At 32.8% G+C, this 22,805-nt stretch carries 23 protein-coding genes and 2 riboswitches; of the genes, 2 read left to right on the top strand and 21 right to left on the bottom strand.

The genetic code is table 11. From position 1 onward, the window contains the following. Positions 1–12 precede the first annotated feature (12 nt). The 13 genes from KFV12_RS05555 to KFV12_RS05500 form a co-directional block, all read right to left on the bottom strand. On the bottom strand, positions 13–765 hold the full coding sequence (locus tag KFV12_RS05555; protein WP_254257504.1) for a 3-oxoacyl-ACP reductase: 753 nt from the start codon (positions 763–765) through the stop codon (positions 13–15). An 81-nt stretch (positions 766–846) separates the two neighbouring features. Next, a riboswitch (TPP riboswitch) is annotated at positions 847–951 on the bottom strand. 81 nt (positions 952–1,032) lie between these two features. Next, a complete protein-coding gene (locus tag KFV12_RS05550; protein ID WP_254257503.1) occupies positions 1,033–1,503 on the bottom strand; it encodes a GNAT family N-acetyltransferase in 471 nt (156 codons plus the stop codon). Positions 1,504–2,543: 1,040 nt separating this feature from the next. Then, positions 2,544–2,729: a GNAT family N-acetyltransferase gene (locus KFV12_RS13360; protein ID WP_367304775.1), complete on the bottom strand. Its 186-nt coding sequence runs from the start codon at positions 2,727–2,729 to the stop codon at positions 2,544–2,546. A gap of 123 nt (positions 2,730–2,852) precedes the next feature. Further along, positions 2,853–3,350 carry a GNAT family N-acetyltransferase gene (locus KFV12_RS05545; protein WP_254257502.1) on the bottom strand — a complete coding sequence of 166 codons (498 nt, stop codon included), beginning with the start codon at positions 3,348–3,350 and terminating at the stop codon, positions 2,853–2,855. A gap of 54 nt (positions 3,351–3,404) precedes the next feature. Beyond that, a complete protein-coding gene (locus KFV12_RS05540; protein ID WP_254257501.1) occupies positions 3,405–3,644 on the bottom strand; it encodes a hypothetical protein in 240 nt (79 codons plus the stop codon). A gap of 128 nt (positions 3,645–3,772) precedes the next feature. Further along, positions 3,773–4,237, bottom strand: coding sequence for an NUDIX hydrolase (locus KFV12_RS05535; RefSeq protein WP_254257500.1), 465 nt, complete (start codon positions 4,235–4,237; stop codon positions 3,773–3,775). An 8-nt stretch (positions 4,238–4,245) separates the two neighbouring features. Beyond that, the gene (locus tag KFV12_RS05530) at positions 4,246–4,740 is read right to left on the bottom strand and encodes a GNAT family N-acetyltransferase (protein WP_254257499.1); all 495 of its coding nucleotides are present in this window, start codon (positions 4,738–4,740) and stop codon (positions 4,246–4,248) included. After that, positions 4,737–5,066 (bottom strand): alpha/beta fold hydrolase, encoded by a 330-nt coding sequence (locus KFV12_RS05525; protein WP_254257498.1) that lies wholly within the window; start codon positions 5,064–5,066, stop codon positions 4,737–4,739. The genes KFV12_RS05530 and KFV12_RS05525 overlap by 4 nt, the downstream gene beginning before the upstream one ends. Beyond that, positions 5,053–5,670 carry an alpha/beta fold hydrolase gene (locus KFV12_RS05520; RefSeq protein WP_254257497.1) on the bottom strand — a complete coding sequence of 206 codons (618 nt, stop codon included), beginning with the start codon at positions 5,668–5,670 and terminating at the stop codon, positions 5,053–5,055. The genes KFV12_RS05525 and KFV12_RS05520 overlap by 14 nt, the downstream gene beginning before the upstream one ends. Beyond that, positions 5,645–6,196 (bottom strand): GNAT family N-acetyltransferase, encoded by a 552-nt coding sequence (locus KFV12_RS05515; RefSeq protein ID WP_254257496.1) that lies wholly within the window; start codon positions 6,194–6,196, stop codon positions 5,645–5,647. The genes KFV12_RS05520 and KFV12_RS05515 overlap by 26 nt, the downstream gene beginning before the upstream one ends. Positions 6,197–6,346: 150 nt before the next feature. Further along, positions 6,347–6,769 carry a GNAT family N-acetyltransferase gene (locus tag KFV12_RS05510; RefSeq protein WP_254257495.1) on the bottom strand — a complete coding sequence of 141 codons (423 nt, stop codon included), beginning with the start codon at positions 6,767–6,769 and terminating at the stop codon, positions 6,347–6,349. A 104-nt stretch (positions 6,770–6,873) separates the two neighbouring features. After that, positions 6,874–7,902, bottom strand: coding sequence for a S66 family peptidase (locus tag KFV12_RS05505; protein ID WP_254257494.1), 1,029 nt, complete (start codon positions 7,900–7,902; stop codon positions 6,874–6,876). A gap of 161 nt (positions 7,903–8,063) precedes the next feature. After that, positions 8,064–8,798, bottom strand: coding sequence for a MerR family transcriptional regulator (locus KFV12_RS05500; protein WP_254257493.1), 735 nt, complete (start codon positions 8,796–8,798; stop codon positions 8,064–8,066). A 145-nt stretch (positions 8,799–8,943) separates the two neighbouring features. Between KFV12_RS05500 and KFV12_RS05495 the strand changes: the two genes are divergently transcribed. Beyond that, a complete protein-coding gene (locus tag KFV12_RS05495) occupies positions 8,944–10,155 on the top strand; it encodes an esterase/lipase family protein (protein WP_254257492.1) in 1,212 nt (403 codons plus the stop codon). 21 nt (positions 10,156–10,176) lie between these two features. On the opposite strand, the gene tenA is transcribed toward KFV12_RS05495, so the two are convergent. The 8 genes from tenA to glgB form a co-directional block, all read right to left on the bottom strand. Next, the gene (gene tenA / locus KFV12_RS05490) at positions 10,177–10,851 is read right to left on the bottom strand and encodes a thiaminase II (protein ID WP_254257491.1); all 675 of its coding nucleotides are present in this window, start codon (positions 10,849–10,851) and stop codon (positions 10,177–10,179) included. Positions 10,852–10,888: 37 nt separating this feature from the next. Further along, a riboswitch (TPP riboswitch) is annotated at positions 10,889–10,986 on the bottom strand. A gap of 38 nt (positions 10,987–11,024) precedes the next feature. After that, positions 11,025–11,780: a 3-oxoacyl-ACP reductase FabG gene (fabG, locus tag KFV12_RS05485; RefSeq protein ID WP_254257490.1), complete on the bottom strand. Its 756-nt coding sequence runs from the start codon at positions 11,778–11,780 to the stop codon at positions 11,025–11,027. A gap of 106 nt (positions 11,781–11,886) precedes the next feature. Beyond that, positions 11,887–12,186, bottom strand: coding sequence for a hypothetical protein (locus KFV12_RS05480; RefSeq protein WP_239242935.1), 300 nt, complete (start codon positions 12,184–12,186; stop codon positions 11,887–11,889). Positions 12,187–12,395: 209 nt separating this feature from the next. Next, positions 12,396–14,801, bottom strand: coding sequence for a glycogen/starch/alpha-glucan phosphorylase (locus KFV12_RS05475; protein ID WP_254257489.1), 2,406 nt, complete (start codon positions 14,799–14,801; stop codon positions 12,396–12,398). A 10-nt stretch (positions 14,802–14,811) separates the two neighbouring features. Beyond that, a complete protein-coding gene (locus tag KFV12_RS05470; RefSeq protein WP_254257488.1) occupies positions 14,812–16,212 on the bottom strand; it encodes a glycogen synthase in 1,401 nt (466 codons plus the stop codon). Between the two features lie 20 nt (positions 16,213–16,232). Beyond that, entirely contained in the window at positions 16,233–17,336 is a 1,104-nt protein-coding gene (gene glgD, locus KFV12_RS05465) for a glucose-1-phosphate adenylyltransferase subunit GlgD (RefSeq protein ID WP_111714532.1), read from the bottom strand. Further along, positions 17,336–18,484 carry a glucose-1-phosphate adenylyltransferase gene (locus KFV12_RS05460; protein WP_254257487.1) on the bottom strand — a complete coding sequence of 383 codons (1,149 nt, stop codon included), beginning with the start codon at positions 18,482–18,484 and terminating at the stop codon, positions 17,336–17,338. Before KFV12_RS05460 ends, glgD begins: the two co-directional genes overlap by 1 nt. Positions 18,485–18,535: 51 nt before the next feature. Further along, positions 18,536–20,464: a 1,4-alpha-glucan branching protein GlgB gene (gene glgB / locus KFV12_RS05455; RefSeq protein WP_254257486.1), complete on the bottom strand. Its 1,929-nt coding sequence runs from the start codon at positions 20,462–20,464 to the stop codon at positions 18,536–18,538. 257 nt (positions 20,465–20,721) lie between these two features. On the opposite strand from glgB, the gene pulA reads away from it, so the two are divergent. Further along, on the top strand, positions 20,722–22,797 hold the full coding sequence (gene pulA, locus KFV12_RS05450) for a type I pullulanase (RefSeq protein WP_254257485.1): 2,076 nt from the start codon (positions 20,722–20,724) through the stop codon (positions 22,795–22,797). Positions 22,798–22,805 lie beyond the last annotated feature (8 nt).

Here is a 22,805-nt window from a genome sequence, read left to right as displayed (position 1 = left end):
TTAAAACTCCCCCTAGTTCATCGTTAACCCACCATCAACAGTGATATTTTGACCTGTAATTCCTTTCGCTCTATCAGATGCTAAGTAGACAACCATATTTGCAACATCTTGTGGTGTTGTAACTTTTCTTAGTGGTGTAGAATTAGCGATTAATTCAAATACTTCATCTGTCGTTACACTAGAAGCATCAGTTGTTTTCAGTAAACCACCGGAAATCATATTTGCACGAATGCCATATTGTCCTAATTCACTTGCGATATTGCGCATCATCCCTAGTAAACCTGCTTTAGCAGTCGTATATTCATGATAAGGTACAACCGGATTTTGGAATAAATTTGTGCCAATACTAATAATCGTTCCATCTCTTTGCTCAATAAAACCATCGATTACACTTTGACTTATATTGAATGCAGCTTTCATCGTTCCATCAATTTGTTGTTGATAATCTTCCCACGATAAATCTTTAAATGACTTTTGTGCTACTGGATCAAACTTAAATCCAACAAGTGCATTATTTACAACTACGTCAATTTTGCCAAACTTCTCTATCCCTGCTTTCACCATTGCATCTACATCTGCACGTTTTGTAACGTCAGCTTTAAAAGCTAACGCTTTATCTTCTCCAAATGATGCTACTAATGAATTTGCAGCATCTTCACTTTGAAAATAATTAATAATCACATTATAACCTTCAGCATTGAGACCTTTCACGATTGTTTCTCCTAAACCTCTAGCTCCGCCAGTAACCATTACAGTTTTCATCAAATATTCTCCTCTATGATTTTATTCATAAAAAATACACCTTTCCTGATAGAAAGGTGCATGAAAAAGACATAATAAATAGACCAGTTCATTAGCACACTTCCCTACGCTAGTTTGAACTAGATCAGGTTCAAAGGGTCTGAGGACTACCTCATCTCAATTTATCGTTAAATGCCCCTAGTGTATTTCTTAAGTTGACTTCAATATACAAATAATTGTATGTTCTGTCAATATATGATGATTATTATGTTGTTTATATTTAATATATTATTAAATATACTTTTCTAATACTAATTCATCTAATATTTGGATTCCATTCTCAGCAACCATTGGTATTTGTGGTTTAATTAGTCTTGCTTCGTTTACGGCATCGGGAATTATTTCTTTTATTCTGTAGCCCAGTTTTTGATAGAACTTCAATGCATTTATATTATTATTAGTTGTTATTACTCTAATATTAAACTTACAATTTTTATACGCTAATCGTTCCAAGAAATTCATTAATTGTGTACCGATACCTCTATTTTCAATCACACTATCCAAAGAAATGATTTCAATCGTTTTATCCTTAATAATATATGTTAATAGCCCAGTAATCTTTTCATCTTCCATATAAATTAGACCTGGTAACTCAGCACAATTATATCTCCCAGAAGAAACAATCATTTCTGAAGATCCCCAATGTTTATTAAAGAATTCAATAACCAATGCTCTATTCTGTTCGTTTATTGCTTCAATCATAAAATCCTTCCTCTTTTTTGAATTTGTAAAAAGATAATTTATCACTAATTTCTGCCTCACCGTACTTTATAAATCTTAATTTTTGATAGAATTTATGATTTAACACATTACCATGCGGTGTGTATACCGTCCATAAAGGTACATTTTGAAATACAACTTATTTCTCTATCTGGAATATGTTACTTTGCCATTTCAATTCTCTGGTTAACGATACCAACACTTCGCAATCAGAAAGAAATAAAGTATATTGCGAGTACTGACTTTGGTATAAAAATAACAAATTAAACAGAACATCAGTTCTAATTATTTTATTTACGCTTTATAATAGTATTTGTAGATAAGTTTATAGTGGTGGCTAGCCCTAAGGGGTGATGCCTTTGATTTTGTTTGTTAGTTGTTTCTCCTGGAAAGGAAAGCATGACTGATTTTGAGTTATTGAGTATAATGTTGATGATTTTTGTCATCATTATACCACTCATTATTAGACTATATGACAAAGACAAAAAATAACCACTCATAAGCTGGACATAGCTGAGTGGTTATTCGAAATTGAAATCATAAAAAGCTTGTCACCGTATAAACGGTTCTACAAGGGGAGTGTGTGTAGCACTCCTCTTTTCATTTACATTTTACAATGGATTTCATGAAAATGCAAAAATAACAAAATAGAGAACATTCGTTCTAATTATTTTATTTACTCTTTATAATAGTATTTGTAGATGAGTTTATAGTGGTGGATAGCTCTAAGGGATGATGCCTTTGATTTTGTTTGTTAGGTGTTTCTCCTGGAAAGGAAAGCATGACTGATTTTGAGTTATTGAGTATAATGTTGATGATGTTTGCAATCATTATACCGCTCATTATTAGACTTAATGACAAAGACAAAAAATAACCACTCATAAGCTGTACATAGCTGAGTGGTTATTGAGCAAAAAAAAAACTTAGGCTAGTCACCGTATAAACGGATCTACTGGAGGAGTGTTACCGCACTCCTCTTTTCATTTACATTTTACAATGGATAGCTTATAAATACAAATATATTAAAATACGCTTGAGTAATGCAATACTTCATTATCTACTGACATATCCATTTTTTCATATAACCCTTGTGCTTTCACGTTATCTACACCAGTTTCTAAACATACATATCTTGCATTATTTTCTTTTGCGTATTCTAATGATTTTTCAATTAATTTCTTACCTGCTCCATTGAACGATGATTTGATTGCACAAACAAATCATTATTATTTTATCAAAAATTATAAAGGTGAGTTGTATTTATACCTTAATAATAGTAAACAGATAATACGTTATATATGCATAAAGTAATACTAAATCTTAAAAGGATATTATAATTCAATCCAAAATCTATTCGTAACGCCACCATCTTCTCTTATATGCGATTGATCTTGTACACCACCATTGTTTAATATTACTTTTCTACTCGCAATATTTTCTTCATCACAAGTAATAAGTGCTTTTTCTACATTCAAAGATTTCAAAAATTTTAAGGACTCATTTAGAATCTTTGACGCATAACCTTGACCTCTCAAGTCAGGTCTAACTCCATAACCAACATGGCCACCATAATTCATTAAAAACTCATTTAAGTAATGACGTACATTAGAAGAACCTATGATTTTACCATCCTCAATTAAAAATAATGTAGAATTTAATACTTCATATGATCTTTCACGTTCTTCTAAATTATTGATAAAGTCTTGAAAAGATTTATATCGTTTAAAGTTTGTAGCAGATGGTACAATACTTTCCTGTTCTTCTCCCCAAGCATTAAAATATTCCATAAATAATGTTTCATCATTAATCGTCAGTCTTCTAAATTCCATCTTATTAATCTCCTATTATAATCAGTTAAGAATTCTCGAATACATTTCTGAGACTTACACACGTACATCATTTTCATCTAAATAATAATATTCATCAATTGTATTACTTATAAAATCATAACATTCTAGGTATTCATGTAATTCTTTATACAAATAATATCTTCGTTCTTCTATTTCTTCTTCACTAATTAGGAAATCGAAGATATCTCTATAATATTTCACAAAAATACTGATACTAATGTTTTGTTTTAAAAAATCTTCAATCCAATTTAGTAAAATTACCTCATCATCCATTAATAATGCTCCTTATATTGTATTTATCTAAACAAAAATACATTACCTTTCTCTAACTCGTCATCAAAAGATGGGTCCGTTACCAACTTAGTGATCCTGTGATTTAATGATGTTTTTACTTAATTACATTAATAAATATTAATATCCATTTTCCCTTCCACCCAATCACTTACAAATTCTTTATGTGGTGGGTTGATCTCAACATCTTTCATTTCTTCACGAGATACAAATCGTAATTGTTTAGACTCATCAGAAATAGTAAGCTTACCATCAAATTGTTTTGTATAAAAAATAGTCGAAACAGAATAAACTTCATCACCATTTGGATAAGTCACGATGTAATCTGCGCCTGAATATATACCAAACAATTCTAATTCTTTTGGAATTAATCCTGTTTCTTCTGTCACTTCTCTTATTGCAGCATCTTTTACCTTTTCTCCTATTTCAATCAATCCACCCGGAATACCCCATAGTCCGTTGTCTACTCTTTGTTCTAAAAGAATCTTTTCGTCTTGTTCAATAATCACACCGGCACCAATCACAATTAAACAATCATGCCCAACATGTTGTCTCATCTTTTGTATATAATTCATATATTCACCTACAATAATTTACTCATATAATATTCATCATAAAATTTCTCATTAATCTTCAATGATCTTCGTTTTATACCTTCGATTTCAAATCCACTTTTCTGATATAATTTAATGCCTGCTTCATTCTCTGTTACGACTGTTAATTCTAATCTCGTTATACCGACAGTTTTAGCCCACTGTTCAACCGCTTCAAATAACAAAGTCCCAACACCTTGCCCTCTGACTTCTTGATGTACGCCTATTACTAAATACGCTGAATGTTTATTTCGTAATGAAGTATTGCCTATCGCGATGAGATAACCACATAATCCATCATTATCAGCAACTAATAATGTGCTATTAGATTGATTATTAAAATGCTCAATCATTTTCGTTTGTTTCTCCACACTATTATTACGCTCTCCCGGTTCCTTTAACATAAAGTCAGATGTCGATTCTACATGTGCTATTAAATTCATTAATTGTTCAGCGTCATTAATTGTCGCATGTCTTATGATCATTTTGAACCTCCCAAAAAGTGTTTAATCGTTTTTACAAACAATGTTGTTTCCTCAATATCCGGAAAATGAGCACTTTCTTTAAAGTATTCAACCTGGCAATTTTTTAACTTCGATTGTATTAATTCTGTTGTTGCTATACCAGTATTCTTATCAAATATTCCAGTAATGATTAACGTAGGAATATCGAAAGATGTGATTTGTTCAAGTAGATTTTCACTATTTAATGATTTCACAATTTCATTATAGAATATCCCATCATTAACTAAACCACTTTCTTCCCACAACTTACGATTTAGAATAGCATAATTAGATTTATGAAATAGCATAATTAGATTTATGAAATAGCAGTTGATCTGTTTCTTCAACACTAGCAATTGACCAGGCATATTGTATAGATTGATAGATATCGTGGTTTTGTAAGTAATCATTTATTAATTTCCTATTTCCATCATTAAAGACTGATAAGAAACCAGAAAGTTGAACTAAATTACTGATGGATAATGTAATTAATGACGGAGATTCTAATATTATTTTATGAATATGTTGTGGGTGGGTCACAACATAGTGTAATGCCAACTCACCTCCAAATGAATAACCATGTATATTAAACTGATCAATTTCTAGTTCGATTCTTAATGACTCTAAATCCTTAACTAACTGTTTAATATGAATAGTACTAATATCATCAACTTTATCACTTCTACCACAGTGGCGTTGTTCATAATATATAATAGGCATTTTTTGCTCTAGTTCTAGACCAGAAGTACGCTCGAATGTATAATGATTACCTCCTGGACCACCATGAACGATAATTAAAGGGATTTGATTTTGATAATCTCCAATAATTTTTACCCAATGATTACATTGATTAATATTTATGATATGTTCACCTTGTAACATATTATCACCTCTTTTTATCTTCCCACTCACTTCTCAGCATGCCCATTTTAATTGCATCATAATACTGTCCATCAACTATTCTGGCATCACGAATTCTGGCTTCTTCTATCATTCCTACTTTTTCAGCTAATTTCATCATACGAACATTCCCAGACCATGTTGATATCCCGATACGGTGTAAATCACTATGATTAAAGATATAATCAACCCATTGCTGGAATGCAGAAGTACCATAACCTCCACTCCAATATTCAGGATTGAAAATGACGATTCCTATCTCCATCCAATTTGTTTCTTCACTCACCCAATTTGCATGAAGAGTCCCAAGAAATTGTCCTTCGTGGATGATATACATTGATTTCGGAATACCTTGATAGACATATTCTAAAGTCAGTGGCTTGTTCACATATTCCTCTTTTGTTAGCTCCGTCGCAGGTCTTGCATAATATGGTCCATTCCATTTCGCAGATTCTTGTACTTCATCTTCAAATAACCAATAATATAAATCAGCAATAAATTTTTTATTTGGTAAAATGATAGATACTTTATTAGACATATTGACCTCCGGGTTTATTAATTTTTTTGAACAAGCGTACTATTTTAGTTTTTTTATTTACGATTGTTCGTTTGCTCTCGAGCTAGCGAATAATTTTGATTTTTTTATCTCGTATGTTCGTTTACTCACCAAATTTTTATCAATTTAACTTTATTCTGTATATTCTGCTTCCAATTGTGGTTTATGATACACTGCCATTGCTGTTGTTAGTTTTTTAAAACCCAACTTATTATAGAACGCTTCATTTCCTGTTGTTGATATCAAATGGATACACGATAATGATTCAAATTGATCTAATAATTGCTGCACGAGATTTCGAGCAATACCTAGTCCTTGATAATTCGGATGTACAACAACATCATAAATTGCTGCATTAAATACGCCATCAGATAATGCCCTCGCAAATCCAATTACTGTTTCATTGTCTTTCGCAATCATATAATGTGAGCTATTATTATATATTTGTTCAACTTTATTTAAATCATGTCCCATCCATCCGACACTATGATAGACCGCTACTAATTGTTGATACTCATCTTGTTTGATTTGAGATGTATATTGTATGCTACTCATAATCATCACCTACTTAACATATTATATTAATGATATATTATTATCAGATTTTTCAAAAGAATGAATCAATAAGATTAGTTAAAAAAATAACCAGCCAGCGCTGGTTATTCTACTGCATTTTCTAATATTGTAAACGTCTTATTGTAAGTATCGAGTTCAGCCTGAGCACCATAAGGTAATATCCCTTTCGGTTCATTATGGCCAAAGCTTGCATTATAAAATACCGGTAAATCTTCTCTGTCGTTTTCTTTAAGTATCTTTTGAAAGACTGCTTTAATTTCTTCATAATAAACCCCATCTTGTGGTCTACCGATAATCATCCCATTTATTATTTTAAAGATTCCCATCACTGCATACGTTCTGATATATTGCTCTAACACTTCAGGATGTGTGTGTCTTTCTGATGTTTCAAGGAACAGAATCGCATCTTTAAATGCTGATAATTCTGGAAAGTATTTCGTTCCTTGTATATGATTTAACGATTCAACACAGCCACCTATTAAGTGTCCTTGAACTTTACCTACGCCATTAATCACTTCGTACCCTGTATTTAGTAAATTTTCTCGTTCAAAATCTTTGGCAATCTCATCCCATAACAATCCAAATTTACGCACAGTTTCTGAAGTATAAATACGTCCAACTGGATTATCAGTAAAAAGTAAATTTAATATTTGACTGATTGTATATTCATCCATCTTTACATTTTCAGCAAAGTCAGTTAACAGTGCAGGACCATAATAAGTTGTTATTCCGTGCTGGTAGAAATATAGATGTTGTACTGTCGTATCTGAGTATCCCATAAAAATCTTTGGATTCTGTTTAAACGCTTCTACATCTATATAAGGCATAATACGCACTGATTCGGTACCGCCTATTGTACAAATAATTGCTTTAACTTCTGGATCTAATACTGCCTGATTGAAATCTTCTGCTCTTTTTTCAGGATGTGCATATAAATATTCCGAACCTTTTAATGCATTCGGCATTACTTTATATTTTAACCCGAATACAGATTCAAGTCTTTCTAAGCCCTGCTTCGTTCTCCATATGAAATCTTCATCGCCTGCCATGCCACTAGATAAAGATACAATGGCGATTGTATCACCTTTTTTTATTTTTACTGGTTTTATCATCATGTCACCTATTTTTCATATTTGTTAATAACATTTTATATTAAATTCTGAATTTTTAAAAGTCTTTGTAAAAATTTATTACTAAGGACTTTATTTTTAACGTATAATAATTATTTTGCATAGTTAAATTTATTCAAAATAAAAACAGCTAATGCGCTGTTTTAAGAATTTATCGTAGCATAATATTTCATTGCTTCACTCATATATTCCGCAAGTCCTTCGCCATACTGATTGATGTTATTAGTAAATCGTTCATCAATTATATACATATCACCTAATCCATAAAAGGCATCTCGTGAATAAGTTCCAAAATTTTCATTTAGAAAGTGATAAAATTTTTCAGTATGCTGCAAGACTGTTTGGTCTTCAATAGGTTTATCTTTTAATTGATTAAATGTCACGAATATATCTATCCATTCCTGTGAAAGTTGATCTTTACTATCATCTGAAAGCTGGTTAATTTTCTTTTGTGATAAATCTACCGCTTTATCACCATACTTCTCACGCGCTTCTTGTTCATACTGGTTATCGTTAAAATTAATACCTTTAAATTTTTCTTCTGGTGTCATCTTCTTACCCTCTTTTTTTCTTTTTATTGTTTGGTCGATTAGTGTAATCATTGAATGAATCTGTTGTTGTTGCGCTTCCAGTCTTGTTCGTTGATCTGTAAGGACATCTATCATATTTGCATTGTTCTTTAAAAGGGCTTTGATTTCATTTAGTGATAAATTCATTTTGCGATAGAGCATTATGTGCTGAAGTCTGTCTAAATCTAAATCACTATAATCACGATACCCGTTGTCATTTTTATTTGGACATAGTAATGCGATTTCATCATAATAATGCAAAGTTCTTATGCTTACACCTGTTAATTCAGATACTTTTTTAATATTCATATCCTACCTCCTCACAATGTTACTTTAAACTATAACGTTACGTCATGGTCAATATATAAATTTAGTTTCTGATATAAATATTTTGAAGTGATATAATATATTAAACAATTTAGTAAGATCTTATTTTCTTCAAGGAGTTTTGATAATGCGTAAACGTCTTACAACACTACTTACAGAACGTGCACCGATTCTACCTGAGAAAGTCGCAGACAATGATTTAAAAATTAACAAAGAGCCGATTATTTTAGTCCATGGTTTTGCAGGATTTGCAAGGGACAATACACCGCATGGGTTAATGCCTTATTGGGGTGGTTTAAAAGTTAATATAACTTCTACACTAAATATTGAAGGCTATAATATTTATGAAGCGAGCATAGGTTCTATGACCTCGAGTTATGACCGCGCTGTTGAATTATATTATTATATAAAAGGTGGTCGTGTAGACTATGGTGCTTTTCATAGTAAGAAATTTGGGCATCATCGTTTCGGTAAGACATATGAGGGCATTTTTCCAGATTGGCAGCCAGGTAAAAAAGTGCATTTCATAGGTCATAGTATGGGCGGACAGACAATTCGTATATTAGAGCATATGTTACGTTTTGGTCGTCCTGAAGAAGTAGCCTATGCAAACGCCCACCATTTAAAAGTTGCTCCTCTATTTATAGGTGGACAAGATAATATGATCAATACAATTACGACAATTGGCACACCTCATAATGGAACATATATTGCAGATCGATTAGGTATTAAGAATTTGATTAAATCATTCTTTTATCGTCTCGTTGAGAACGAAGGTTTAGCAAGCTTTAAAGTAGACTGGGGCTTTGGTCAATGGGGGTTACGTCAACAAAAAGGTGAAAGTTACTTTGCATACATTAAACGTGTTAGAGCGAATAAGCTTTGGCAGACTGCTGATAACGGCTTTTATGACTTAACATTAAAAGGCTCAGAGGAAATCAATAACAAGCTTTCAATCAATCCCAACATTCGATATAAAAGTTATTCGACTGTTGCTACACATAAAAGTTTCTTCACGAAATATCAAATTGCAAATGTTGGGATGTTTGCCCCTTTCTATCTTACGGGTATGATCAGTACAATATCAGGAACACCAGAATGGTGGGAAAATGATGGACTTGTCCCAGCAATTTCTGCTGAAGGTCCATTCACCGAACCTAAATCTTACAACAAAAAGGTGATGATAGATCGTGGTGTGTGGCATGTTGTTCCTAGAATGTATGGCTGGGATCATATGGATCAGATTGGCGGCAATATGACAAATTTACTTCATACGCCAGGAGAATTAATTGATTTCTATCGGACACTCGTTAAAGAACTCGTTTTATTTGAAAAATAAAAACCTAGGTCATTCCTAGGTTTATTCTTGTGGGATATTCCATGTCTCAAGATTTTCACACATGTCCCAGAACATATATTCATAATAGCTTGTTTTTACGATAATTTCTTCTAGCTCTGCTAATTCCGCTTCAGGTTTACCTTCAGTTAACTCATCCATCAATCTAATTGCATCGTTTGTTAAATCAGTAAATTCTTCTCCAGAATAAGTTTCTACCCACGCATGATAAGGGTTTGATTGTGATAATCCACCTTTTTCCGCTAAAGACTTTCCAATAAAATTATAACTCCATGCACATGCAAGTAGACATGCAACTACATGTTCTGCACCGCCTCTTTGTGCATGATTTAGCATATAACTCGTATAAGCAGTGTTTGTAGCAGCAGAGTCAGTCGCTTCAAGTTCATCAGAAGATATGCCAAATGATGCTGCAAACTTGCGATGTAAATCCATCTCCATGAATAATGTACCATGCAATAAATTAGCAAATGTACTCATTGTAGATAAATCTCTTGATTTCGCACTTCCAATTGCCATTAATTTTGCATATTCAATTAAATAGACATAATCTTGTTTCAACCAATGCTGGAACTTTTCATTTGAAAGTGTCCCATCTCCTAAACCTTTCACAAAAGGATGCTCTAAATAAGAACTCCAAATTGGTTCTACTCTTTTCCAAATTCGTTCTGTAAACATATTAATCCTCCTAAAAAAATACCTATACACGTAAGGTATAGGTATCATCCCACTTCCCTACGCTGGTGTTAACCATCAGGTTCAAAGGGTCGGAATTTTCCTCTCAGCACAAATTGTGCACCCCTAGTGTATAAGTATAGTATTTACTATAAGTATAACAATGTTTTAACAAATTACAAAATGCCGCTTGGCTCCTCTGGAAGTATTTGTCCTCCGTCTACTACAATACTTTGACCCGTAATATATTTAGTTTCCTTTGAAGCAAAGAACACTGCAGCATATCCGATATCTATCGGTTCACCTAACTCATGTGTCGGTACAATCGCTTTTGTACCTTCTAAGTAATCTTCACCTTGTGCTTTTAAGCCTGCTGTTAATATATTACCGGGTTGAATTGCATTGATAGTAATACCATACTTTGCATATTCTAATGCAGCACTTCTCATAAAGCCTAACTGACCCGCCTTTGATGCACCATAATGTGCCCATCCTGGGTAACCCGTAATAGGACCAGTCACAGAAGATGTAAGAATGACACGACCATAACCCTTTTCTTTCATCGCTAATAATGCTTGTTGCGTTATATTAAACATCCCTTTTAAGTTAATATTAAGTGTCTTGTCCCAATCTTCCTCAGTCATGTCTTCAATCATTACCTGTGGAAAAATCCCTGTATTTGAACATAATATATCCAACTTTCCATGCTCATCAATTATTTCTTTGATAATTGCTTTACAACGATGCTGATCAGTTACATCTAATTTAATAAATTGACCTTGCACATCCTCTGATGCTTTCTGACCATTCTCCTCATCAATGTCAGCGATAATTACGAATGCCCCAGCCTGATATAAAGCTTCTACAATACCACGACCAATACCATTTGCTCCACCAGTAACTAATGCAATTTGATTAGATAAACTAAACATTTGATCTCCTCCTTTTCCTTAAATATAACATGTATCATAAAATAATACATGTAAGAAAGGAGAGATGCTTTAAGAATGTTAAACACAAGATAAAACCATCAGATAATTATCCAACGGTTGCTTTATATGCTTCTACAAATGCTTTTGCTTCCTTTCGATTCACTTGATCAAACAGCCACGATTCACCGTTTTTTTCCATTATCACGATACGGAATGGGACTGTTGAGATACCGCTTTTGATACTCTTAATTTCATCTAATAAAAAAGTATCCTTTACTTCAGTTCCTGACAAGGGACCCTGTGCTTCAAAAGTTATGACGTCATCATATAAATTTAATTTACCTGGTACTAAAGTTGATCGATATAAAGACATCGATGTATTGACACTCATGATATGTTTAGTCATTTTATCCACTCCTTCCATTTATTTATATTATATATTATCAGAGAATGGATTTATAGCGAAAGTAATAGCGATATTGTGTATTTTAGTTAGTGATTCCGCTATTACTCACTACCTCTAGCGGTATCGCACTCTTCATACCCTCGATTCCGCTAAATCTCTGCCAGCAAATAAAAAAGCCAATCCTATCACTAGGTTTGGCTTCACCAATCTTATACTAATTTCCAGATATCAGTTGCATATTGCTGGATTGTTCTATCACTTGAGAATTGCCCTGATTTCAGAATATTCATCAAGCTCATTTGATTCCATTTCTTCTTATCCTGATATGTTGCCATCGCAGTTAAGTGAATATCTACATAAGAATTAAAGTCTTTTAATAAGAAATATGGATCATTATTTGTAAGTACATGATAATATAAATCGTTAAATGCAAAGTCACGGCCAAACTGTTCGTTTTTAAGTGCATCCATCGCACCTTTAACACGTCCATCTGTTTGATAGATAGCTTCCGCCTGATAACCACCATTGTTCTGGTAGTTAATCACTTCTTCTGAACTTAATCCAAAGATAAAGATATTTTCCTTACCTACTAATTCAGCGATTTCAACATTCGCACCATCCATTGTTCCAAGTGTTACAGCACCATTCATCATCATCTTCATATTACCAGTTCCAGATGCTTCCATAGATGCTGTAGATATTTGTTCAGAGATTTCAGCAGCTGGCATAATATCTTCTGCAAGTGTTACATTATAGTTCTCTAAAAATACTACTTTAATTCTGTTATCTACATCAGCATCATTATTGACTACTTGTGCTACAGAATGAATTAACTTAATAATTTCTTTTGCAATATGATAACTTGGTGCGGCCTTCGCGCCAAAGATAAATGTTCTTGGCTGTATTTTAATTGATGGCTTGCGTTTAATTTCATTATATAGATAAATAATGTGTAATACATTCAGCAATTGACGTTTATATTCGTGCAGGCGTTTAACCTGTACATCAAATACTGAATTTTCATCAACTTCGATACCAGTCTTTTGATAGATCACTTCTTTTAATACGCGCTTATTCTCTAACTTTACATCAGCTAATTTATTTAAGAATGATTCATCATTATAATAACGCATTAACTGTGTTAATTCCTGTGGTGATTTATGCCAAGCATCACCTATTGCTTCATTGATCAAATGTGTTAAACCAGGGTTTGCTGTCATTAACCAACGACGGTGCGTAATACCATTTGTTTTATTATTGAATTTTTCAGGTTGTATCTTATAGAAATCATTAAATGTATGATCTTTAATAATTTCAGAATGAAGTGCTGCAACACCATTTACTGAGAACGAACCCACGATAGCTAACTTACTCATATGCACGACATCATTACTAATTACTGCTAAATCAGCTATTTTATCGCGCATTTCTGGATGTTTCTCATATACTTCACGACAGAATCTTTCATTAATTTCATTAATAATCATAAAGATTCTTGGATTTACCTTTTGAACTTGACTTACTGGCCATTTTTCTAATGCTTCCTGCATGATTGTATGGTTGGTATAAGCAAATGTCTTAGTAACAATCGACCAGGCTTCATCCCAACCTAATCCTTCTTCATCCATTAGAATACGCATGAGTTCAGGGATACCGAAAGTAGGATGCGTATCATTAATTTGAATACAATGATATTCATGGAACTGCGTCACAGGTAAATCATATTTTTCTTTAAATTGCTTAATTAATGTCTGAATCGTTGATGATACTAAGAAATATTGTTGTTTTAGACGCAGGAAACGACTTTCTTCAGTCGAATCATCCGGATATAAGAATCCTGAGATACGTTCAACATTCTGCATATGTTCTAATCTATTTTTATAATTGCCATGATCGATGATGTCTGATGGTAATTCAGCGCTCCACAATCTTAACTGGTTCACAACGTCATTGTCATATCCCACTACACCCACATCATATGGGACAGCTAATACTGTTTCCTGATTGTGATACGTGAATTTAAAATTACCTTGCTCATCGACTTCACTTGATACTTCACCACCGAAGTTAACATGCACCGCTTCATCTATTTTACGTGTTTCCCAAGGATATACTTCTTGTAACCAGTTATCTGGTAATTCAATTTGCGTACCATTGACGATGCGTTGCTCAAATAATCCATAACGATAACGAATACCGAAACCATTACCTAAATAACCAAGACTCGCGATAGAATCTAAGAAACAGGCTGCAAGTCGTCCTAATCCACCATTACCAAGTCCAGCATCATTTTCTTCACTATATACTTTTTTAGGATCTCTTCCTAATTCAGTTAATACTTCGTTACAAACATCTAACAATCCTGCATTTAGTAAGTTACTTTCAATTAAACGACCAATTAAAAATTCCATAGATAAATAGTTGATTTGACGTTTTTTTCTTTCTATATTAGTTTTTTTCGTTTCAACACTCGCTTGGTTGATTTCATCTTTTAAAATTGAACAAATCGCATAGAATAAATCTGTATCAGTCGTATCTTCTAATGTTGTATTTCTTTTGTTCGTTAATTTCATCTCCAGGCGTTCACGGAATTCTGTTTTTGAATAAGTTTTCATTGAAGTCTCCTTAATAGATCTCTAGATATTTTTGAGCTGAAGCATCCCAGCTATGATTTACTTTGGCAATATTCTTAATTAATGATTTGTACTCTTCTTTATTTCTATAAATTGCTAATGAAGCATATAATCGGTCCAGTAATTCATGTGCATTATAATTAGCGAAACTTAAACCAGTACCCTCATGTGTCACATAATTAAATGGCATAACAGTATCTTTTAATCCACCTGTTTCTCTAACAATTGGTATTGATTTATACTGAAGTGCTATCAACTGACTTAACCCACATGGTTCGAATAATGATGGCATAATAAAGAAATCACTTGCAGCATAAATTTCTCTTGAAAATGCTTCATTAAATCCAAGATGTAAACTCACTTTATCAGGATACTTATCGCTTAAATAATGGAAATATTGTTCATATCGATAATCACCATTACCTAAAATAACAATTTGAACATCTTGCTGAACAAATTCTTCTAATATACGCATAACAAGATCGAGTCCCTTTTGTTCAACCATTCTTGTAATAACCGCGTACATAGGGATATCTTTATTGACTGGTAAATTAATTTTCTCTTGTAAAATTGTCTTATTCTCTTGTTTTTTAGGAATTGAACTTTTGAAATTAACCGGTATTGACGGATCTTTCATTGAATGATAATCATCAACATCAATGCCATTCACAATACCTATTAAATCATGGTGACGCATATTCAGCAAATCTTCTAAACCTTCTCCGTAATAAGGTGTCTTTATTTCATCAGCATAGCTTGGAGAAACCGTTGTAATCTTATCTGCATGGAAGATACCAGCTTTAAGTAAATTTAACATACCGTTCCATTCAAAGCCTGCAAAATGTGTTCTATCTAAGTTAAACACATCTTCAAAAGCATCGTACATCAGTAAACCTTGATATTTAATATTATGGATGGTAAATACAGTCTTAATACCTTCTACCGGTCGTTTAATGTTACAAATTGCTACAGCTGCACCTGCTTGCCAGTCATGTCCGTGTAATACATCAGGTTTATAATCACTGCGATAGATAAATTCTATTACTGCATTTGAAAAGAATACAAATCTTTCACAGTCATCTTCATATCCATACATACCATCACGACCGAAATACTGTAAATTATCAACAAAGTAATACTTAATGCCTTCTAATTCTAAAGATAAGATACGTGTATATTGAAAACGCCAGCCAACAGGTGTCTGGTAAACCATTTCTTCTTCTAGCATGTCTCGATACTCTTTTTTCAAGCTTGCATACATCGGTAAAATGACACGAACTTCACATTGATTCGTTTGATTTAAATATTTTGGAAGACTACCAATTACATCGGCAAGTCCTCCAGATTTAAAGAATGGTGTACATTCTGAGGCCACAAACAATACTTTTTTCATTATTATCTTCCAACTTTCTGTTAAATTGTTTGTCGTTTGGCAACTACAAATGGTTTATCTGTCGATCCAATTAACTTTTGATGTTCATTAACCGTAACATCCTTATCAAGTATTACATTTTCAATGTAAGCATCTTTATGAATACAGCAATTTGTCATTATAATTGAATTTTTAATCACTGCACCTTTTTCAACTTCTACACCACGATATAAGATACTATTTTCAACATGGCCTTCAATCACACACCCGTTAGCAACAGTTGAATTTTTAACGATACAGCCATCTTTATACTTTGTAGGTGGTTGATTAGAAATCTTAGTTTTGATACGGTTTTCTTTCATAAATATTTTCTTATATTTATCAGGATCTAATATATCAAGATTACACTTGTAAAATGCTTTTAAAGAATTGATATACATTGTTGTCTCTTCAATATCAAAAAACATAATATTTAATTCATGCATACGCTCCTGAATACCTTGAACAAAGAAACTATCTTTATAATTTTGAATACAGAAATCCATAATTTCAAACAATTTATCTTTCTTCACGATATAAGTACCTGTAAAAATATGATGATTTTCCTGATCATGATTTAAAAATGTAACACGATCGCCATCTGTATTGACGCGTAACAATGGTTGATGCATTTCTTCCAAGTGCTCTTTTTGTTCTGTAATCAGTGTAATATCAGCATCACTTTCAATATGATGTTTAAAAGCTTCTTTATAATCCGTATTGGCAATAAATTGTGACCCTGAAATAATAACATCTGTTGCTTTTGATCTTGTAAAGAAATCACGGTTATTATGGAAATGACGCAAGTCACCACGAGAAATATCTGTCGGATCATGCCAATCAGGAGGTAAAACGAATAAACGAGATTGTCTATCATCTAATCCAAAGTTATCACCATTTTCCAGATGATCCATTAATGAACGATATTTCTGATTAACAAATAGAGCAACTTCATTTGCACCGCTATTTACCATATTCGATAAACTAAAATCCACAAGACGATAACGTCCTGCAAATGGAACACTTGCACCATTTCTAAAATAAGTTAATTCTTCTAAAAAATCATGTTCATTTTCGATATTGATTAATCCCATTAATGATCTCATTATTTCGTACCCCCTGTGAACTTGCTTAAATTATCTGGTCCAACTACAATTGGTTCTTCACTAGTATTGCCATCTATTACAGTGCCATCAGGAATATTTATTTTATCCATGATAATCGCCTTATCAATTTTACAGTTTTCACCGATTACTGTTTTAGGGTGAATAATAGAGTCTTTAATGAAAGTACCATTACCAACCGTTACTTCACTAAATAAAACGGAGTGTTCAACGTGACCAAAGATAAAAGATCCAGGACAAATTAATGAATCAGTTATATTAGCCTCACTACCGATAAATTGAGGTGGTAAATTAGCTTCATGAGAAAATGTTGGCCATGTTTTACTATTTAATAATTCAGATAAATCTTCATTTAATAAATCCATATTAGCTTCCCAATAAGACTGAATTGTCCCTACATCTTTCCAGTATCCATCAAAACGATAAGCATATAATAATTTATTATCCGCTAACATTTTTGGAATGATATCATTCCCGAAATCATGTTCAGATTGTGTATCTTTTTCGTCTTCAACTAAATATTCACGTAATACTTTCCAGTTAAAGATATAAATGCCCATAGAAGCTAGATTATTTTTAGGAACTGCTGGTTTCTCATCAAACTCATAAATTTTAAGATCATCTTCCGTGTTTAAAATACCGAATCGACTTGCTTCTTCAAAAGGTACTTCGATTACAGAAATCGTCGCGTCTGCATACTTTTCTTTATGATGATCAAGCATTGCCTGATAGTCCATTTGATAAATATGATCTCCTGATAATATTAATAAATATTCCGGATCATATTGATCGATAAAATGAATATTTTTTGTAATTGCATCAGCTGTTCCTTCAAACCATGAAGCACCAGTCTGATTAGCAAACGGTGCAAGAACTGTAACACCACCATCAAGTTTATCAAGAGACCACGGTTTACCCATACCAATATGGCGATTTAACATTAAAGGTGCATATTGCACGAGTACACCTACTGTATTAATATTTGAGTTCGTTAAATTACTTAATGTAAAATCAATGATTCTATATTTCCCACCGAAAGGTACTGCTGGTTTTGCCACATTTTTTGTTAATTGACCTAACCTTGTACCTTTACCACCTGCTAATAACATACCAACAATTTCTTTAGCCATTTTGAAATCCCCTATTCTTAAATTATTTATAGTTTTCTTGCAAAAAATCCTTTACTTAGATAAATTTTTTCGCTCTTTAACTTTCTTATAAATAACAAAACCTAATGGTGGTATTTTCCCTTGTATCGAATAATTTAAACCATGCATAGGGTTTGGATTACTAAATAAATATTTTGATATTATCTGATTTGATCCGCCATATTGCTTAGCATCTGAATTAAATAACTCACGATATTTTCCTGGTTGTGACACACCAACTTTGAAATCATAGTACACTTCAGGTGAGAAATTTAATAGTACGATGAGTTCAGTACCATCTTTTGCCCGACGGATATAACTTAATAAACGCTGCTCATTATTATCTGCATCAATCCATTGGAAACCATCGTGACTATAATCCTGTTCAAATAATGCTTTTTCTCTTAAATACAATTTATTAAAATCTTTTATGAAACGTTGTAAGCCGCTATGTACTGGATAATCGAGCAGGAACCAGTCAACTTGTTCTTTATCTTTCCATTCAGCATACATTCCTATTTCACTACCCATAAAATTTAGTTTCTTTCCTGGTTGTGTCAATTGATAGCCATACAATAATCTATATTGTGCAAACTTTCTCCATTCATCACCTGGCATTTTATCAAGCATTGATAATTTACCATGAACAACTTCATCATGTGAAAAAGGCAATATATAATGTTCATTATATCGATACATCATCGGAAAATTGAGATGATTATGATGGCTTTGTCTGTCTTCCGGAGCTACTTTTAAATAATCTAATGTGTCATGCATAAATCCGAGATCCCATTTATAATCAAACCCAAATCCGCCATCTTTAACTGGTGTTGTAATAGACGTAATATCTGAAGAATCTTCTGCTATCATAATTGCATGTGGTACAGCTTTATGGATTTCATCATTTAATTTCTTTATAAAAGCTACCGCTTCTTTATGTTCATTTGTTCCTTCATCGTTATAAATCTTTTCATAATCTTCATGGTTCTCAAAATTGAGGTCTGTCATACTATGCACTGCATCAACTCTTAAACCATCAATATGATATTCCGTCAACCAGAAAATAGCATTTGAAATTAAAAAGCTCTGAACTTCTGTACGACCAAAATCAAAAGTTAATGTGCCCCAACTACGCTTTTCAGCGCGGTACATATCCTGATATTCAAATAATGGTGTACCATCAAACATGCGTAATCCATGTTCATCCTTACAAAAGTGTGCGGGTACCCAATCAAGAATGACACCGATATTATGCTGGTGACATTGATCGATAAAATATTTAAAATCCTGAGGTGTGCCAAATCTTGAAGTCGGTGCATAATATCCAGTTACCTGATAGCCCCAGCTTAAATCAAAAGGATGTTCAGTTATCGGCATCAGTTCAACATGTGTATAACCCATTTTAACTAAATATGGAACGAGCTTTTCTGCCATTTCAATATATGAAAAGTGCGTTTTATCGGTATAAGTATCTATCGTATCTTCTGGTGTTCGCTCAGCATTATGCTTTTTCCATGTTCCGAGATGCACTTCATAAATATTCATCGGAGAAGATAGATGATTATATTGCTTACGTTTATTCATCCATTGCTTATCCTGCCAATTATAATCAATATCACGAACGATTGAAGCTGTAAGTGGTCGTTTCTCTGCATAAAATGCATAAGGATCCGCTTTTAAAAACGGTTCTCCATTCCGAGGTGTTATTTTGTATTTATATGCGGTATTCTCCTGTACTTTGAACGTTCCTGAATAAATACCACTATCCTCAACTCGAGTTAGATTAAAATGATTCCCTGTCCAATTATTTTCATCTAATGCAACTGATACTTCTAAAGCATTTGGTGCCCAGACACTAAATGTCGTTTCTTTAGTCTCCGGTTTATAATGTGCACCTAAAAACGAATAAGATTGATAGTGTGTTCCCTGGTGAAATAAATATTTGTCTAAATCTGTTATCATGCCCTCACCCCTTACCACTTCTATTCTCTATCTTTTATTATATGATAATTTTGTAAATATTACGTCAATTAGTGTAAATTAACCCAAAGAAATCATTACAATCGTGTTAACTTGTATGGCGTTAACCATAATAAAATTTATAACACAAATGCTTATATATTATTAGTATACATCTGTCATCATAATTTTAATAATAATATCATTTTATTTACTAATATCTGAAAAACTCGATATAATAATCGTATCAGGAGGTTGTTATGAGCACAGCATATATTGATGATTTTCAGATTATCACGTTACATTATGATTTAGTCGAAAATCCACAAAACTATTTTAAGACGATTCAACTTGTCAGCAATAAATTTGTACATAATCTCGATTTAATTGAAACGAATCATTTTGAAAATCATTCTTACTATAAGTTTAAAACAGATAGACCCATAGATATTTCAGATAAATTTTTTATTCATATCAAACAGTTAAAAATACCTGTAATCTTAGGTAAAGTTACCCAAACGGATACGTTTGAACAAATGTTTGATGCCCACGAACATGAGTTTGGTGCAATTGTTCGTGACAATAAAACAACATTTACAGTGTGGTCGCCAGTTGCAAAAGTGATTAAGCTCAATATTAATGATAAGAGTCATACGATGGAGAAATTAAAAGATGGTACACACCGTATCACTTTATATGGAAATTACCATCTCCAAAGTTATCATTATGATGCATATATTAACCACCAATGGATTCAGGTAAATGATCCATACTCTAAAGGTTTGACATTGAATGCTACTGAATCTGTCGTTATCGATTTTAATAAAACGAACATCGACGGTTTCAATGACCTATCACGACCTGAAACAATGCAGAAAGATGCACTTATTTATGAAGTACATGTAAGAGATTTTACGATGCATCCTAATAGTGGGGTTTCTCCAGAGAAAAAAGGTAAATTACTTGGATTAGTCGAACCCCATACAACGACTGCAACAGGTGAATCAACAGGGTTTGATTACTTGACTCAATTAGGTATTACGCATGTAGAATTATTACCTATCAATGATTTTGCGCGTGTTGACGATGTGGAATTTGAAAAAGCATATAACTGGGGCTATGATCCTGAATATTTTCAGACAATCGATGGCAGTTATTCAGTACAACCTACTAATGCCGCAAAAAGAATTCAGGAATTAAAACATGTTGTCCATGCATTTCATGAAAAAGGTATTGGCGTCATTTTAGACGTAGTATTTAACCATGTATTCTATATGCCGAATTCAAGTTTTGATAAACTCGTGCCAGGATATTACTTTAGATATCATGAGGACGGTGTATTAAGTAACGGAACAGGCGTCGGTAATGACACAAAGACAGAACGTATAATGATGCGTAAGTTCTTTGTTGATACGATTAAATACTACATCCATGAATTTAAAATTGATGGGTTTCGATTTGATTTAATGGGAACGATTGATATTGATACTATGCATGAAATTAAATCTGTTGTCATGCAGGATAATCCAAATGCATTTTTACTTGGTGAAGGCTGGGATCTCGCTACAGCACTTCCGAAAGAACTTAAAACAACACACGAAAACGCATATAAACTTCCAGAGATACATTTTTTCAATGATTATTTTAGAGATACATTAAAAGGTAATAACTTTAATTTGATGGATCGAGGATATTTTAATGGTGGTGGCAGGTATTATGAAAAAATGTTCAATATATTTATTGGACGCAAAGGCGAGTTACCTGTGAACCAAACTGTGAACTATGTAGAAGTTCATGATAATCATACATTATTTGATCGCATCAACTATACAAGTAACAAATCTTTAGCAGAAAAAAATATGATCCATCAGTTAGCAACCGTCTTTACAATTTTATCACTGGGTACTCCGTTTCTTCATGCCGGCCAGGAATTTTACAGAACTAAATATGGCCATGGAAATACGTATAATTTAAGTGACTTCATCAACCGTATTGACTGGAATCGACGCATAAAATACAAAAAAGATATCAATCTGATAAAAAGAGCCATTCAAATTAGAAATGAACATCGCATTTTTAGATCTAAAAATATCGATAAAATCAATAAACGCATTATCCCCTTTGAATTAGAACATCCTTTGCTCGGTATTTTATTATTTGATTCAAAGTCCGAACTCATTTTACTTTTTAATCCAACACCATTACATCACATCGTCAACCTACCAAGAATGGGTGAATTTAAGGTCATCCTTTCGAACTATAATGAGGACATTGCAATTAAAAACTTTTACGACCTCAGTCCTTTTGAATATGTTGTATTAAAAAAGAAATTATAGGGAAAAGT

The organism is Macrococcus epidermidis (assembly GCF_024205965.1).
GTDB lineage: Bacteria > Bacillota > Bacilli > Staphylococcales > Staphylococcaceae > Macrococcoides > Macrococcoides epidermidis.
The sequence above is the reverse complement of the archived record's forward strand: the minus strand, read 5'-3'. Positions and strand labels throughout refer to the sequence as shown.

Excerpts from the sequence above, each read along its gene's own strand:
- KFV12_RS05495 (WP_254257492.1), top strand. The coding sequence starts at position 8,944 with ATGCGTAAACGTCTTACAACACTACTTACAGAACGTGCACCGATTCTA.
- KFV12_RS05475 (WP_254257489.1), bottom strand. The coding sequence starts at position 14,801 with ATGAAAACTTATTCAAAAACAGAATTCCGTGAACGCCTGGAGATGAAA.
- KFV12_RS05480 (WP_239242935.1), bottom strand. The coding sequence starts at position 12,186 with ATGACTAAACATATCATGAGTGTCAATACATCGATGTCTTTATATCGA.
- glgD (WP_111714532.1), bottom strand. The coding sequence starts at position 17,336 with ATGAGATCATTAATGGGATTAATCAATATCGAAAATGAACATGATTTT.
- KFV12_RS05540 (WP_254257501.1), bottom strand. The coding sequence starts at position 3,644 with ATGGATGATGAGGTAATTTTACTAAATTGGATTGAAGATTTTTTAAAA.
- KFV12_RS05525 (WP_254257498.1), bottom strand. The coding sequence starts at position 5,066 with ATGCTATTTCATAAATCTAATTATGCTATTCTAAATCGTAAGTTGTGG.
- KFV12_RS05500 (WP_254257493.1), bottom strand. The coding sequence starts at position 8,798 with ATGAATATTAAAAAAGTATCTGAATTAACAGGTGTAAGCATAAGAACT.
- KFV12_RS05510 (WP_254257495.1), bottom strand. The coding sequence starts at position 6,769 with ATGAGTAGCATACAATATACATCTCAAATCAAACAAGATGAGTATCAA.
- pulA (WP_254257485.1), top strand. The coding sequence starts at position 20,722 with ATGAGCACAGCATATATTGATGATTTTCAGATTATCACGTTACATTAT.
- KFV12_RS05550 (WP_254257503.1), bottom strand. The coding sequence starts at position 1,503 with ATGATTGAAGCAATAAACGAACAGAATAGAGCATTGGTTATTGAATTC.
- KFV12_RS05505 (WP_254257494.1), bottom strand. The coding sequence starts at position 7,902 with ATGATAAAACCAGTAAAAATAAAAAAAGGTGATACAATCGCCATTGTA.
- KFV12_RS05530 (WP_254257499.1), bottom strand. The coding sequence starts at position 4,740 with ATGATCATAAGACATGCGACAATTAATGACGCTGAACAATTAATGAAT.
- KFV12_RS05460 (WP_254257487.1), bottom strand. The coding sequence starts at position 18,484 with ATGGCTAAAGAAATTGTTGGTATGTTATTAGCAGGTGGTAAAGGTACA.
- KFV12_RS05470 (WP_254257488.1), bottom strand. The coding sequence starts at position 16,212 with ATGAAAAAAGTATTGTTTGTGGCCTCAGAATGTACACCATTCTTTAAA.
- KFV12_RS05515 (WP_254257496.1), bottom strand. The coding sequence starts at position 6,196 with ATGTCTAATAAAGTATCTATCATTTTACCAAATAAAAAATTTATTGCT.
- glgB (WP_254257486.1), bottom strand. The coding sequence starts at position 20,464 with ATGATAACAGATTTAGACAAATATTTATTTCACCAGGGAACACACTAT.
- KFV12_RS05535 (WP_254257500.1), bottom strand. The coding sequence starts at position 4,237 with ATGAATTATATACAAAAGATGAGACAACATGTTGGGCATGATTGTTTA.
- fabG (WP_254257490.1), bottom strand. The coding sequence starts at position 11,780 with ATGTTTAGTTTATCTAATCAAATTGCATTAGTTACTGGTGGAGCAAAT.
- tenA (WP_254257491.1), bottom strand. The coding sequence starts at position 10,851 with ATGTTTACAGAACGAATTTGGAAAAGAGTAGAACCAATTTGGAGTTCT.
- KFV12_RS05545 (WP_254257502.1), bottom strand. The coding sequence starts at position 3,350 with ATGGAATTTAGAAGACTGACGATTAATGATGAAACATTATTTATGGAA.